This window comes from Apibacter raozihei (assembly GCF_004014855.1).
Classification (GTDB): domain Bacteria; phylum Bacteroidota; class Bacteroidia; order Flavobacteriales; family Weeksellaceae; genus Apibacter; species Apibacter raozihei.
In genome coordinates this window covers 2,155,623-2,169,188 of record NZ_CP034930.1, presented here as the reverse complement: position 1 = coordinate 2,169,188, position 13,566 = coordinate 2,155,623, and the positions used below count along the sequence as shown (strand labels likewise).

At 31.9% G+C, this 13,566-nt stretch carries 15 protein-coding genes; 5 read left to right on the top strand and 10 right to left on the bottom strand.

The window, feature by feature from the left end:
* Positions 1 to 49 precede the first annotated feature (49 nt).
* From EOV51_RS09655 to EOV51_RS09620, 8 genes are all read right to left on the bottom strand, one after another.
* Complete coding sequence (locus tag EOV51_RS09655; protein ID WP_128152239.1) at positions 50 to 1,105, bottom strand: MFS transporter; 1,056 nt, start codon at positions 1,103 to 1,105, stop codon at positions 50 to 52.
* A gap of 18 nt (positions 1,106 to 1,123) precedes the next feature.
* The gene (locus EOV51_RS09650; RefSeq protein WP_128152237.1) at positions 1,124 to 2,479 is read right to left on the bottom strand and encodes an MFS transporter; all 1,356 of its coding nucleotides are present in this window, start codon (positions 2,477 to 2,479) and stop codon (positions 1,124 to 1,126) included.
* Between the two features lie 33 nt (positions 2,480 to 2,512).
* Positions 2,513 to 3,985, bottom strand: a complete 1,473-nt coding sequence (locus EOV51_RS09645; protein ID WP_128152235.1) for an MFS transporter — start codon at positions 3,983 to 3,985, stop codon at positions 2,513 to 2,515.
* A gap of 111 nt (positions 3,986 to 4,096) precedes the next feature.
* On the bottom strand, positions 4,097 to 4,519 hold the full coding sequence (locus tag EOV51_RS09640) for an RrF2 family transcriptional regulator (protein WP_128152232.1): 423 nt from the start codon (positions 4,517 to 4,519) through the stop codon (positions 4,097 to 4,099).
* Between the two features lie 414 nt (positions 4,520 to 4,933).
* Complete coding sequence (locus EOV51_RS09635) at positions 4,934 to 5,344, bottom strand: secondary thiamine-phosphate synthase enzyme YjbQ (RefSeq protein WP_128152230.1); 411 nt, start codon at positions 5,342 to 5,344, stop codon at positions 4,934 to 4,936.
* A 12-nt stretch (positions 5,345 to 5,356) separates the two neighbouring features.
* Entirely contained in the window at positions 5,357 to 5,890 is a 534-nt protein-coding gene (gene idi, locus EOV51_RS09630; RefSeq protein WP_128152228.1) for an isopentenyl-diphosphate Delta-isomerase, read from the bottom strand.
* 5 nt (positions 5,891 to 5,895) lie between these two features.
* Positions 5,896 to 6,852, bottom strand: a complete 957-nt coding sequence (locus EOV51_RS09625) for a PorP/SprF family type IX secretion system membrane protein (RefSeq protein WP_128152226.1) — start codon at positions 6,850 to 6,852, stop codon at positions 5,896 to 5,898.
* Between the two features lie 249 nt (positions 6,853 to 7,101).
* A complete protein-coding gene (locus EOV51_RS09620; RefSeq protein ID WP_128152223.1) occupies positions 7,102 to 7,797 on the bottom strand; it encodes an alpha/beta fold hydrolase in 696 nt (231 codons plus the stop codon).
* Between the two features lie 125 nt (positions 7,798 to 7,922).
* Here EOV51_RS09620 and EOV51_RS09615 point away from each other — a divergent pair, with 125 nt between their 5' ends.
* A complete protein-coding gene (locus EOV51_RS09615; RefSeq protein ID WP_128152221.1) occupies positions 7,923 to 9,128 on the top strand; it encodes an RsmB/NOP family class I SAM-dependent RNA methyltransferase in 1,206 nt (401 codons plus the stop codon).
* Between the two features lie 5 nt (positions 9,129 to 9,133).
* On the opposite strand, the gene coaE is transcribed toward EOV51_RS09615, so the two are convergent.
* Together coaE and trhA are read right to left on the bottom strand one after the other, a co-directional pair.
* Positions 9,134 to 9,730, bottom strand: a complete 597-nt coding sequence (coaE, locus tag EOV51_RS09610; protein ID WP_128152219.1) for a dephospho-CoA kinase — start codon at positions 9,728 to 9,730, stop codon at positions 9,134 to 9,136.
* A 22-nt stretch (positions 9,731 to 9,752) separates the two neighbouring features.
* Entirely contained in the window at positions 9,753 to 10,382 is a 630-nt protein-coding gene (gene trhA / locus EOV51_RS09605) for a PAQR family membrane homeostasis protein TrhA (protein WP_228427616.1), read from the bottom strand.
* A gap of 163 nt (positions 10,383 to 10,545) precedes the next feature.
* Between trhA and hemG the strand changes: the two genes are divergently transcribed.
* The 4 genes from hemG to EOV51_RS09585 all read left to right on the top strand — a co-directional run bounded on the left by hemG (position 10,546) and on the right by EOV51_RS09585 (position 13,446).
* On the top strand, positions 10,546 to 11,079 hold the full coding sequence (gene hemG, locus EOV51_RS09600) for a menaquinone-dependent protoporphyrinogen IX dehydrogenase (protein WP_128152217.1): 534 nt from the start codon (positions 10,546 to 10,548) through the stop codon (positions 11,077 to 11,079).
* A 73-nt stretch (positions 11,080 to 11,152) separates the two neighbouring features.
* A complete protein-coding gene (locus EOV51_RS09595) occupies positions 11,153 to 12,028 on the top strand; it encodes a carbon-nitrogen hydrolase (protein WP_128152215.1) in 876 nt (291 codons plus the stop codon).
* Positions 12,029 to 12,054: 26 nt separating this feature from the next.
* Positions 12,055 to 12,702 (top strand): DUF4271 domain-containing protein, encoded by a 648-nt coding sequence (locus EOV51_RS09590; protein WP_164875280.1) that lies wholly within the window; start codon positions 12,055 to 12,057, stop codon positions 12,700 to 12,702.
* Positions 12,703 to 12,708: 6 nt separating this feature from the next.
* Positions 12,709 to 13,446 (top strand): uroporphyrinogen-III synthase, encoded by a 738-nt coding sequence (locus EOV51_RS09585; protein WP_128152211.1) that lies wholly within the window; start codon positions 12,709 to 12,711, stop codon positions 13,444 to 13,446.
* The last annotated feature ends 120 nt before the right edge of the window (positions 13,447 to 13,566 follow it).

Genomic DNA, 13,566 nt, shown 5'->3' with positions numbered 1-13,566 from the left:
ACAATTTTTTTATAATCTATTAATTTATTTAAATGTTATTCTTCTAGTATTATCCAAAAAAACTTCCGGATTCTTCTCTTGCTCTCAGATGCGCTTTTGCTAAAGCTGATCTTTTTCCTTCCGGACTAAAGTCCAAATGATTGGTTCCGTCTTCGAGTGTAAAATCAAATCCTAATTCTTCGGTAATTGTTTTCAGATCGTCTATATGCATTTGAGTTGCAAATTTTTCATGTGTATGAGGACACTCTGCCATACCGTTCTTTATCCCCTCAGTTTTATAAATATTTGCTCCTAATTGTGCTGGTCTCTGGAAAATGTGGAAAAATTTCCCGAAAGGCATCCATACAAGAAATAATATAACGGTAACTGCGTGAGCTACTGACATGAATTGATTGGTTTTCCCTTCAAGATATGTATAATCAAAGGATATTCCTATCCCTGTTACTGATATAGCTATCAGTAATAATAACGGCAACCAGTCTCCTTCGAACGTTTGAGTAGCAATCAGCCCTCCATTGGTCATTCTTCGTTTCATCATCATAATGGCTCCAATGATTACCAGTACAGAGCACCATACCAAAGCATGAAAGGTTACAAAGGCTATCAGTGAACCTAATTCAAAATCCAGCATTTTGAAACCGAACATATGGGCTTCGTAAGTTGTCAAAGACCCTGATTCTAATGTAAAATGTATCCACCCGAACGTAAGAGGAAAGGTAATACAAAATGCAATCATACATCCGGTAGCTAAAAGAAAATGCCCAATCCAGCGAGTTCTTCCTCTAGGATATATAAATTTCTGGAATAGAATGTTCTGAAATAGTAATCTTACTGATCGTACGGTATATGCAACAAAATGTTTACTAAAGAAAAACTGCCATGAGCGTTTCCAATACATCTTGGTTGGAGGTCTTTGTAACCAGATAGAGTATCTGTAAGTCACTCCAAAAACAGCAAATACAGCCCCGAACAGGTAAGCGATTAAAGCGGCATCAAAATTCTGCAAATCTCTGGAACCTACAAATACCAAAATAATGGTAAGAGCAGATACAATGATTGCTTTTATTAAAGCCGGCCTGTTTAAGGTTTGAAATAATTTAAACATAATTTGTACTTTTTTATTTTAGCTAGGTCTTTCAGCTCCTTTTCTTTGGTAGTAATACCAATTTATAAATGTAGCCAGTATTGAAAATACTAAAACACCCCAGAAAAAGCTGTTTGCATTTTTCATACCTGCTTCTTTGGTTGCATGAAGAACAGCACCAATAATTAATGAAAATATGAAAGGTCCGTAAGCCGCTATGGCTGCAGTCCAGCCGATAACTCCTGCGGCATGTACGGGATTATCTTTAAATATTATAGGATATTGGCGGAAGGTACCTGCATTTCCTATTCCGGAGAAAAAGAATATGGTTAACATCATTGCCAAAAATAATGGAAATTGTTCCATAGATGTTGGAGCAACTGATCCCATAGCTATCATAACTCCTATACAAACGACAAAACCTATTCCTGTAATGGTAGTTAACACTGCTCCTCCAACTTTATCTGCAACAAAACCGAAAGCTACACGACTGGCAGATCCAATTAATGGACCATAGAATGCATACTTAAGTGGATCCGGTGCTCCAGGAAAATCTCCGTACAGTGATTTAATCATTAAAGGGAATGCTGCTGCAAGTCCTGAAAATGTACCGAAAGTCATAAAATAGGTTATAGTACAAAACCAAGTATGTTTTATTTTGAATATTTCCAATTGTTCTTTGAAAGAAGATTTTAGTGGAATACTTTTTAATCCGAACCAACATACAACAGTCATTATAATAAGTATTGGTACATATATTAATGCTGGACTCTGCAGATAAACCTCTTTGGTTACAATTTCATGAGTAACAGAATCCGTAGTTTTTAAAATTTGTGGAGCTCCAACAATTGCTACTCCTAAAAGAGCAGGCGTCAGAAACTGCACCACACTAACCCCAAAGTTTCCAATCCCTGCCTGAATACCTAAAGCGGTACCTTTAAGTCTTGCTGGAAAAAACAGGTTGGTTGATGGCATAAATGAAGAGAAATCTCCTCCTCCAAATCCCATCGTAAATGCTAATACAGCAAACACCCAAAATGGAGTTTGTGGATTCATAACTGCCAAGGCTATACCTACAACAGGAATTAATTTAATAAGAGTTGAAATGGTAACTGTATGGCGGGTACCATAAATAGGAATTAAAAACGTGTGTACAATACGTAAGGTACCTGCTGCTAAACCTGGCAAAGATGCCAGCCAGAAAAGCTCTTTTTCAGTAAAATTAAAGCCTATTCCCGGAAGTTTAGTTACTATTCCACTCATTAAATACCAAACAATAAAAGATAGGGTTAATGAAATAGTGGTTATTGTTAGTGTTCTCCAGGCAATTTTTTTCCCGGTTGATTCCCAAAAATTATTATCTTCAGGTTTCCATTCTTTAAGCCATGTAGCCATATTTGTTATTAGTTTTTAATTATATATTCAGTATTATTTTTTTTCAATGTCTTTGGATATTTCCGGCATTTTATCTCTCATCATTTTCACTATAACTCTATGCATACATATTAGGCATATTAATGAAATGACAAAAATAAATATCCATGAACTCGTCCAAAGTCCAGTATAATTTAATAGATAGCCAAAAATAATAGGTCCGACAAATCCTCCGAGTCCTCCTATCAATCCAACCATTCCTCCCACTACTCCTACTTCATTAGGGAAATATTCAGGAATATGCTTATAAACAGCTGCTTTTCCTATCCCCCATGAAATACCTATCAGAATTACAAGAACCAAATATACCCACATATCAGCTCCAAATTTAATTTCTGTAATTCCCTTAGCTAACAGTTCTTTCTTTTTAACCGGCTGATTTTCTTTCACCACTATTTCCTGCCATGATTTTTTCTCCGGTAGCAAACTTTTCTCTTCTTTTGTCTCTTTCTTATTATTTATCTGATATTCTTTTGTATCAATAGTAATACTATTTTCTGTTACTTTAGTGACAATTCCGTCTTTTGCTGCTAAAACTCCCTGCCCATCCGTATAAATATCCATTTTTGGAAACATAAGCAAAAAGCTAAATACTACTGATGTACCCAGTACCCAGTACATCACTTTTCTTGCTCCGTATTTATCTGACAAATAACCTCCGAAAGCTCTTATTACCCCTGAAGGTAAACTGAAAAATGAAGCAAACATTCCTGCCATTACTAATGTTGTGCCATATACATTCATAAAATTAGGAACCAGCCATTGTGAATAGGCTACAAAAAAACCAAAAACTAAAAGGTAGTATAAACCAAATCTCCATACTCTTCCTTTTTTTAGTGGTTGAAGCAACTGAGTAATTGTTTTAGAACTACTGGCTGGTTTTTTATTTTTAGCAAAAATTATAAATAATAAACCAATAATTACTAATACTACAGCATAAGTCACCGGCAACATTTTCCATCCGTTCTGAGGATCGTGCTGTGAAAAATAATTTAGTAAACTGGGTGCAAAAAATGTAGTTAATGCAGCACCTGCATTTCCCATTCCAAATATACCTAATGCTCTTCCCTGCCAGTCTTTAGGATACCATACAGATGTATATCCTATACCAATTGCAAAACTTGTACCCACAATTCCAAATAAAAAGCTCAGTAAAGCAAACATCCAGAAAGATTGAGCCATAGTTAGTAAAAATAAAGGTATTGCGCAGAAAAATAAAAGTCCGGCAAATACATATTTGCCACCAAACTTATCGGTCATAATTCCTACCGGAAGTCTAAGCAATGAACCCGTTAATACGGGTATACCTAATAACCATCCTGTTTGTACAACTGTAAAATCAAAAATTCCTTTGTCTACCAAATAAGTAACTAAAACCCCGTTAAGAGTCCAGCAGGCAAAACATATTGTAAAGGCCAGTGTATTAAGAAATAATATCTTGTGTGACTGAAAAAGACTAGTACTCATAAAAATGTTATTTTGATAATAGTTTTAATTTTCTATTTGATAAAATATACTTTTTTCATTCCCCCTAGTTTTCCAGTTATAATTTCATGAGAATTTGCAACCTTCATGCCACTAACGTAATTTTAAATATTTTAACTTATTTTTTAAATCATCAAGATTAGCTTCCAATATATTCTCTTTTATAAGGGCTTTGATTTTGTAATATTTATGATGCAAAGGACATGGGTTTTCGGTTGAACATTCATTCAAACCTAAAATACAAGCCGATACTGATTTTTCCCCATCTATTGCAATCACGATATCGTATATTTTAATTTTATTAACTTCTCTTCCCACTGTAAATCCACCATTTTTCCCTTTCATAGAATATAGTAAACCTACCTTCGCCAATTGTTGTAAAATTTTAGCTGTGAAGGCCTCCGGTGATTCTAAAGAATCACTAATCTCTTTTACCTGCCGCAAATTATTTTTATCACTATAAGCACTGAGATAAATCATAATTTTTATTGCATATTCACTGGTTTTTGAGAACATTCTATAGGGTCTTGGATAATTTCATTGCCCAAATATATATATTAAAAAACATAAAAAGACATAAACATCTTAATATCTTTAAATCTTTTGAAATTTAGAATCATTATAAATAATACTTATTGATTTTCAGAAATATAGATTTTTTTATCCGAATATGATATTTTTAACCAAATAAAACAACTTTGAATTATAAAATTTATATTAATATCAAATATTAGCAGGAAAAAATAGATATTATTTAGGAAGAATATGACAGTTCACTAAAAAGTTAAAATATGACAAACGTAAATTTATATTAAAATTGAAAATATTATAATAGCAATGTTTTAATTTATCTATATTGAATATAGAATTAAACTAAATAATAAGATAAAATAGAGAAGTTTACTAATTTGATTAAATTTAAAGAGATTTTTAATATAAAATAGTTGCTACTATTTTTCGTACTCCTCCCCGATTTCTGAATTCACATAAATAGAGTCCCTGCCAGGTTCCTAAATTTAATTTATGTTTGGTAATTGGTACTGTTACACTTGACCCTATAATTACACTTTTAGCATGGGCAGGCATATCATCGTCTCCTTCATAAGTATGTATATAGTAAGGTTCATTTTCTTTAATCAAACGGTTAAAAATATTTTCCATGTCTATTCTTACCTCTGGATCTGTATTTTCATTTATGGATAAAGCCGCAGATGTATGTTGTATGAAAAGTGTAAGAATTCCTTTTTCTGGCAAAGGAGATATATTTTGGAGAATTTCCGTTGTAATTAAGTGAAAACCTCTTTCTCTGGCTTTCAAAAAAAATTCAAATTGAGATACCATGAAGTTTAATAATTAACTAACAGCAATCGTTTGAATATATTCTTCATATTTATCAAAAATTATTTTGAACCATTCGGTAAATTTATCCGGTTCCTGATTCATTTCTTGTTTTAATTGATCAAGATCTATCCATTTAACTTCTTCAACTTCTAATGGATTTATTAAAACAGGACCTTCATAATAACCTATAAAAACACGATCAAATTCATGTTCTATTAATCCGCTTCCAACTTCTGCTTCATATATAAAATAAAATTTTTCAGTTAGTTCCGTATCGAAACCCAGTTCTTCCTGTAAACGTCTGTGGGCTGCCTGTATATAGGATTCCTCTTTTCGCGGATGACTGCAACATGTATTGGTCCATTGTAAGGGTGAATGATATTTTATGGCAGCACGCTGCTGTAATAAAAGTTTTTTCTGCGAATTAAAAATGAAGATTGAAAATGCTCTATGAAGGACTCCTTGAACATGAGCTTCCTGCTTTTCCATTTCTCCGATAACTTCATCCTTTTCATTTACCAGTACTACATACTCTTCTTTTGCCATAAGAACTATCTATATCTAAATCCATTAGGGTTAATGAAGTTATCTATGTTGTAACCTAAACCAACAATTAATCCATCCCCTCCTTCTTTGTAAATATCTGTAATTCCAAAATTATATCCGAACGTAAAGTTAAGTTTACCAAATTCAGCCTGCAAAAACGGAGTGAAAGAAAGTCCTCCGTTAAATTGCTTGTCTTTAGCAGTACGGTAACTTACACCCACTGCAAAAGCGTTGAATTCATTTTTGTATTTTGCCTTGACATTAAAATCCATAATTCTTTCGGAATTAGTATTTAAAGACATTAAAAATGAAGGTTCAATGTATAACTCATCTGCAACTGTCCAATCGTATCCTACATTAAAGTAGTACCAACTTGGAGAAGGTTCTATTGAATTTACCACCGGTTTATTTTTTCCTAAAGGAATATCAAGTACGGACACTCCTGCAAAAAAACCAGAATAAGCGAAAGACATTCCTAAATTAAGATAGGGAAGAAATACAGATTTATCTCCATATAGGAGTGGATCGTTAGCATTTTCAGGTCGTAATTTTGCATAATCAAAAGATTGTGAAAATAAGCTTACTGATGTACCAAATGAAAACTGACTTTTTGTTCTGTCCTCTTCATCGCCTAAAGGTATATGATATGCTGCCGAAATGTTTGCTCCGGCCAAAGTTATCGGACCGTTTTCATCTCTAAAAAAATAAGCTCCTAAACCAACACGGTCAAATGCATTCATATGCACACTCACCGTTTGTGTATTCGGACTTTCATTAAAATTATTCCACTGCTGATGGTAAGTGGCTTTCATAACTAAATCATCAGTAGCCCCTGTATAAGAGGGATTGATCAATACTTTATCCGATAAAAGATATTGCTGGTCAAAAGGTATACTTTGCTGCCCATAGGTTTGTAAGCATAATAGCAGAAGTACGGGTATGTATATTTTTATGAATTTCATTCGTAATTTTTTAACTTACGGTTTGACTATTAACTGCAAACTTAGCGAAAAAACAAAACATAATAATTATCTTAACTTTTTATTTCAAAATTGTTGTTATTACTTTAGAGTCAGAATTTATCAAAAATCAAACGGGACTAAAAGTATTTGCAATCAACTTTATTTTAAATAAACTAAAAAAAACTTTAAATATTATATATTTTTATAGTTTGCAAAGGCAAAAATAATAATATTTGTCGAATATAATCTTTAATTGTTCAATAAGATATTTTTAAATGCTTCATTAACCTTTTTAGGTTTTTCTAATACCAATATGTGATTGGCCTCTGGAATTGTAAATAAATGTTGCCTATTTTTCTCATAACTTTTTCTAATTTTTTTATACGGAAAAATAGGATCTTTGGTTCCGTGTATCTGAAAAATATTTTTGCATTGAATAGTGGATTTCCAGCTGGATATTGCATTTATAGACCACTTCAGATATTTAGGGTTGGTTTGAGATAAATATTCTTCTATTTTAAGTGTTTCTTTTATTTTTTGGTTTTTAGACTTATAATATACTGAACGGGCAAAAGCATAAGATAAAAGTCCCTGAGAAGAAAAAAACCTCATGGGAAACCAATAGGCAAAACGCAGGGCTTTTATAATCTTGAAAAGATTGGGAATTTGCTGGTCATTTTTCATACTCGCAATAAGAATTGTTTTTTGAGGATTCAAAAATTTATTCATTTCCTGTACAATTACTCCTCCAAATGAATATCCTACTAATATAAATGGTTCCGATGTATCTATACTTTCTGCCAGTTTCCGGGTATATTCTTCGAGCGTTTCATTCCCTTCCGGTGTAAACCATTCAATATAAACTTTTTCAAATCCTTCCGGAAGAGTTATAAATTTAAAACAATTAGAACTGGCTCCTAAACCTGGAATAAAATAAACTTTCATGCGTTTACGAAGTTATAATGATACTTATAAATTTACAAAAACTCTACCATATTTAAAAGATATTTTAATGTAATCCTTATTTTCGAGTTTTACACTTATATTTGCAAACACATTTAGCTCAAATAATGAAAATAATACATAGAAATCTTATCCAAGGAATTGAAAAAGCTTTAAAAGAAAGTTTTTTTGAACCTAATAAATATGCCGACAAAGTTCTTGAACGTACTCTGAAGTTTAATAAGAAATGGGGTAGTAAAGATCGAGGATTTGTTTCTGAAACTTTCTATGAGATTATCCGCTGGAAAAGAAGACTTGAGTTTTATGCAAACAGAGAAATGACTCCGGATAATATTTATATAATTATAGCTACGCATCTTTTGCTAAATAAAGTGGAATTGCCTGATTTTCCTGAGTTTGAAAAGGTATATATTAAAAAAATCAAAGATCGTTTTAAGCTTCCTTTTCCATCTAAAGCTATTGATTATTCCATTCCAGACTGGATGATGGCAAGAATGCAAAAAGAATTGGGTGAAAACTGGTATAAAGAAATGAGAGCTTTGAATGTTCCGGCACAAACAATTTTGAGAGCTAATACGTTAAAAACAAGTGCTGAAGAACTAAAAAATTTACTGGCTGAAGAAAAAATATCTACTGATTTTATTACGGGATATAAAGATGCCTTAATTCTTGAATATAAGAGAAATGTCTTCAAGAGTCAGGCATTTAAAGATGGCTTATTCGAAGTACAGGATGCTTCTTCTCAGCTTGTGAGCGAGTTTACTGACGTTAAACCGGGAATGAGAGTAATTGATGCCTGTGCAGGAGCAGGAGGAAAATCACTTCATTTAGCTGCTTTAATGCAAAATAAAGGACTTATTATTGCCCTGGATATTCATGAATGGAAACTGCAAACATTAAAACAGAGAGCCAGAAGAAACGGAGCTCATAACATTCAAACAAAAGCTATTGAGGATTCTAAAACTTTTAAAAGACTTGAGCAAACGGCTGACAGGGTTTTAATTGATGCGCCCTGCAGTGGTATGGGAGTTTTAAGAAGAAATCCAGATGCTAAATGGAAATTACAGGAAGACTTCCTTGACAGAATTATAGAAGAGCAAAAAGAAATATTGCTGAATAATTCCAGATTAGTTAAAAAAGAGGGTTTATTGATTTATGCTACCTGCTCTATATTGCCCTCTGAAAATGCTCAGCAGGTGCGATCATTTTTAGAAAATAATACGCAGTTTGAATTAGTGGATGAGAAAATTGTTATGCCATCCAACAGCAGGTTTGATGGTTTTTACATGGCTAAAATGAAAAGAATAAGTTAAATTAATTAATTCCCCAATCTTATTTTTATTTTCTCTATAAGCTGAAGGACTTGTTGGGTAAGATAATTTAAATCTAAATTATTTTCAATCTGGTAATCAGATAATTCAACAAGTTTTTTTTGAGACCATTGGTTATCAAGCCTTTTTTTTACTTCTTCCACCGTAGTTAAATCTCTGGATAATATTCTCTTTATCCGTACTTCTTCAGAGGCTGTTACAACTATTGTAAAATCACAATCTTTGTAAGAACCGCTTTCAAATAATATTGCTGCTTCTCTAATGCAGAAAATATTATTTTTTTGACTGGTAAACCAATTTTTAAAATCTTTTTTAACTGCTGCGTGAACATATGAATTTTGCTTAGCTAATATTTCTTTGTCTGAAAATATCCTTTTTGCAATATACTTTGTATTTAAATTATTGTTTTGATATGCATCCGGACCTAATAAATCAATAATATTCTTCTTGAGTGAGAGATCTTCCTGCATCAATTGTTTAGCTCTGATATCTGCTCCATATACCGGATATCCTAATGAATTAAAAATTTTCGCAACGGTTGATTTACCGGCTCCCATCCCTCCTGTAAGACCTATAATTTTCATTTTAATAAATTATCTTAAATAATCAGACGATTGAATATATCATTATGTAATGTGATAAACTACCTCCCAAAACAAAAAGGTGCCAGATAAAATGAGAATAAGGGATTTTTTCAATGGCATAAAAAATTGTACCTAAAGTATATAGGGCTCCTCCAATAGCCAAAAAAAGTAATCCATGAAAAGACATTTCAGATATCACATTTTTTAAATCAAAAATGACCATCCATCCCATGGCTAAATAAAGAATTAATGATAGCCAATCTACTTTACCTGTCAAAAATATTTTCATAACCACCCCCAAAGCAGCTATTGTCCAAACGATAAAAAACAAAGTCCATCCGGAAGCATGAGATAAGGTTATTAAACATACAGGTGTATAGGTACCTGCAATTAAGAGGTATATACTCATATGATCAAACATACGGGCTTTTTTCTTCAGATTTTCGTTGGCAAAATAATGATATATAGTAGAAGATGAATACAGTACTATTACAGATATACCGTACATCCAGATACTGAACGTGCTGTAGGAAGTAATATTTCTGTTTTTAATTAATAAAAAAATCAAACCTACAATTCCCAAAAGTATTCCTAATGCATGAGAAATAGTATTAAGTATTTCGTGTCTGTCTTTAGTCATTCCAATCATCATACTCTAACATTTAAAATTTATAACAAAAATACTTATAAAATATATTTGTTTATTTTTTTTTACATTTTTTAACAATTTAATTAAAGCTGACAAATACCAGCTTAATCTATATTAATAATTTATAGAGATCTGACTAATTTTGCATTTGTAAATCTATTAAATAATGGGTGCAAACGAAAAAAAAGTACTTATTGTATACTCTTCTACTGATGGACAAAGTCGCAAAATATCGAATTTTATAGCTCAAAATTTAACCGTTTCTGCTGATGTATTTTCTATTGAAACTGAAATTCCTGAAATAGGCTGCTATGATGGTATTATAATTGGTGCAAGTATCAGATATGGTGTACATCGAAAGAAAATTATTGATTTTATCAACTTGAATTATCCTATAATATCAATGAAGTGCAATGCTTTTTTCTCTGTAAGTTTAGTATCCAGAAAAACTGAGAAAAGAACAGTAAGCACTAATCCATATATTCAAAAATTTTTAAGACGTATTTTGTGGAAACCTGATCAAATAGCTTTATTTGCCGGAATGTTGGATTATCCTAGTTATGGACTTCTGGATCGGATCTTGATTCAGCTAATAATGAGAATTACCAAAGGTCCTACCGATTCTAAAACTAAAATTGAATATACGGACTGGTCGCAGGTAAAACAATTTACTTCCGATTTTAATTCACGTTTGCGTTAAAGTTATCATATATAAATACGGAATTGAAAAATATGCCTTATTTTTGCATATTATAATTTATATATTTACCTAAATGGCTAAAGTAAAAATAGGACTTGTACAATCCAGCTGTTCTAACAATGTAGAAACTAACATTGAAAAAGCTATAAACGGAATAAAAAAAGCTGCGTCAGACGGGGCTCAAATTGTTTGTTTACAAGAATTATTCACATCTTTGTATTTTTGCGATGTTGAAGATTATGATAATTTTAAGCTTGCAGAACCAATTCCAGGTCCCACCACTGATCAATTATCTAAAGTGGCATTAGAATGTAATGTTGTGATTGTAGCTTCTTTGTTCGAAAAAAGAGCGGAAGGCTTGTATCATAATACAACGGCAGTTATTGATGCTGATGGTGCATATTTAGGTAAATATAGAAAAATGCACATTCCTGATGATCCTGCTTTTTATGAAAAATTTTATTTTACACCAGGTGATTTAGGCTATAAAGTATTTAAAACTAAATTTGCAAAAATAGGTGTGCTTATTTGTTGGGATCAATGGTATCCGGAAGCTTCCAGAATCACGGCTTTAATGGGTGCGGATGTTTTATTTTATCCTACAGCTATAGGTTGGGCCACTAATCAGGACGAGACTACAAATGTAGAACAATATAATGCATGGCAAACTATACAAAGAGGGCATGCAATTGCTAACGGAGTGCATACTGTTAGTGTAAACCGTGTAGGCTTTGAGCAGGAAGGTGCAATGAAATTCTGGGGAGGTTCTTTTGTTTCTAATCCGTTTGGCAGCATACTATATCAGGCTTCCCATGATCATGAAGAAGTAAAAGTTATTGAAATTGATACTAAAAAATCTGACAATTACAGAGTGCACTGGCCTTTTTTGAGGGATAGGCGTATTGATTCTTATGCACCTATTACCAAAAGATATTTAGACGAAGAGTAATTAGTTAATTTATATATATTTACATATTGGACGCATTTTCCTTACGAGTACCCTTAGGAGATAATCTTATAAATTTCATTTTTTTAGGAAGCTTATTACTGCTTGTAGCAGCAAGGTTTGTTCTTATTCCTAAAGATGAGTCTATATTTAAATTTAAATCTCTGGTTATTGAAAATGAAAATTTCACGCTGTATGTTACATTGTGTAGCCTCATACATATTGTATTGCTTACTCTTGCATTATTTCCTTTTTTCAATCTTGTAATTCCTTTTTATAATTCTGAAGTTTTAAAACTATTAATTTTATTTATTATCATATTCATATATCAAGTAGTTTCTTACACACTAGGTAACGGTTTTTTTCTTATTTTGGGAAAGAACAAAGAGTATCAGGAAAATTACAAAAACAGATACATTTTTTTATTTATTAAGCTGTTGATAGCAATTTTTCTTTGCTTTATCGTATATTATACATCCATACCAAAGGTGTATATACCCTATATAGCTATTGGGATAATATCCGTATCTCTAATAGCAGAATGGATTTGGCTTATGTTCTTCATTAAAAAACAAATAAATCTACCAGGATATTACGAATTTTTGTACCTTTGCACTTTCGAAATATTACCTGCACTATGTATTTTAAAATTAGTGTTTTTAGGAGATAAACCTTAATTAATTATGAAGATAAAATCCGTATTAATCTCTCAAGTTAAACCCGCTGGTGAAAGCTCCCCTTACTTTGATTTGGAAAAAAAACATAAAATCAAAATTGATTTTATGCCTTTTATACATGTTCAGGGGGCTGATGCTAAAGATGTCAGAATGCAGAAAATTGATTTTTCTCAATTTACTGCTGTTATATTTACCAGTAGAAATGCTATAGATCATTTTTTCAGATTAGCAGAAGAAATGCGTTTTGCTGTACCAGACTCGATGAAATATGTCTGTCAGTCTGAAACTATTGCTTTATACCTTCAACGGTATATTGTTTACAGGAAAAGAAAAATATATTTCGGTGAAAAAGAAGCTGAAGATATGATTCCGCTTTTCAAAAAAAATCCGGATGAAAAATATTTACTTCCTACTTCTGATATTTTGAATCAAGATATTCCGGACGCTTTAAATAAAGCCGGTATAAATTGGACCAGAGCCATATTATTCAGCACAGTAAGTAGTGATTTAGCTTCAAAGATTTCTAATATCGATGATTATGATGCATTAGTTTTTTTCAGTCCTTCAGGAATTAAATCTTTATTTGATAATTATCCCGATTTTAAGCAAAACGAAACAATAATCGGAACTTTTGGTGTTTCTACAAAACAAACTGCTGAAGAGGCAGGGCTTAAAGTTGAGTTTTTTGCTCCAACCAAAGAAAGTCCATCAATGGCAAAAGCATTAGATGATTTTTTAGATTAGATATAAATTATAATATATTTAAGTAAAGCCCGGATTAAATCAATTCGGGCTTTACTTTTTAAAACAAAAAGATTTTTTAATCTTTTTTAATCTTAGATTCATTAAAAACAAGTAAATATT

What these genes read in the sequence shown, in the direction of transcription:
- EOV51_RS09655 (WP_128152239.1), bottom strand. Translation starts at nt 1,105, where the DNA reads ATGTTTAAATTATTTCAAACCTTAAACAGGCCGGCTTTAATAAAAGCA.
- EOV51_RS09650 (WP_128152237.1), bottom strand. Translation starts at nt 2,479, where the DNA reads ATGGCTACATGGCTTAAAGAATGGAAACCTGAAGATAATAATTTTTGG.
- EOV51_RS09645 (WP_128152235.1), bottom strand. Translation starts at nt 3,985, where the DNA reads ATGAGTACTAGTCTTTTTCAGTCACACAAGATATTATTTCTTAATACA.
- EOV51_RS09640 (WP_128152232.1), bottom strand. Translation starts at nt 4,519, where the DNA reads ATGTTCTCAAAAACCAGTGAATATGCAATAAAAATTATGATTTATCTC.
- EOV51_RS09635 (WP_128152230.1), bottom strand. Translation starts at nt 5,344, where the DNA reads ATGGTATCTCAATTTGAATTTTTTTTGAAAGCCAGAGAAAGAGGTTTT.
- idi (WP_128152228.1), bottom strand. Translation starts at nt 5,890, where the DNA reads ATGGCAAAAGAAGAGTATGTAGTACTGGTAAATGAAAAGGATGAAGTT.
- EOV51_RS09625 (WP_128152226.1), bottom strand. Translation starts at nt 6,852, where the DNA reads ATGAAATTCATAAAAATATACATACCCGTACTTCTGCTATTATGCTTA.
- EOV51_RS09620 (WP_128152223.1), bottom strand. Translation starts at nt 7,797, where the DNA reads ATGAAAGTTTATTTTATTCCAGGTTTAGGAGCCAGTTCTAATTGTTTT.
- EOV51_RS09615 (WP_128152221.1), top strand. Translation starts at nt 7,923, where the DNA reads ATGAAAATAATACATAGAAATCTTATCCAAGGAATTGAAAAAGCTTTA.
- coaE (WP_128152219.1), bottom strand. Translation starts at nt 9,730, where the DNA reads ATGAAAATTATAGGTCTTACAGGAGGGATGGGAGCCGGTAAATCAACC.
- trhA (WP_228427616.1), bottom strand. Translation starts at nt 10,382, where the DNA reads ATGATGATTGGAATGACTAAAGACAGACACGAAATACTTAATACTATT.
- hemG (WP_128152217.1), top strand. Translation starts at nt 10,546, where the DNA reads ATGGGTGCAAACGAAAAAAAAGTACTTATTGTATACTCTTCTACTGAT.
- EOV51_RS09595 (WP_128152215.1), top strand. Translation starts at nt 11,153, where the DNA reads ATGGCTAAAGTAAAAATAGGACTTGTACAATCCAGCTGTTCTAACAAT.
- EOV51_RS09585 (WP_128152211.1), top strand. Translation starts at nt 12,709, where the DNA reads ATGAAGATAAAATCCGTATTAATCTCTCAAGTTAAACCCGCTGGTGAA.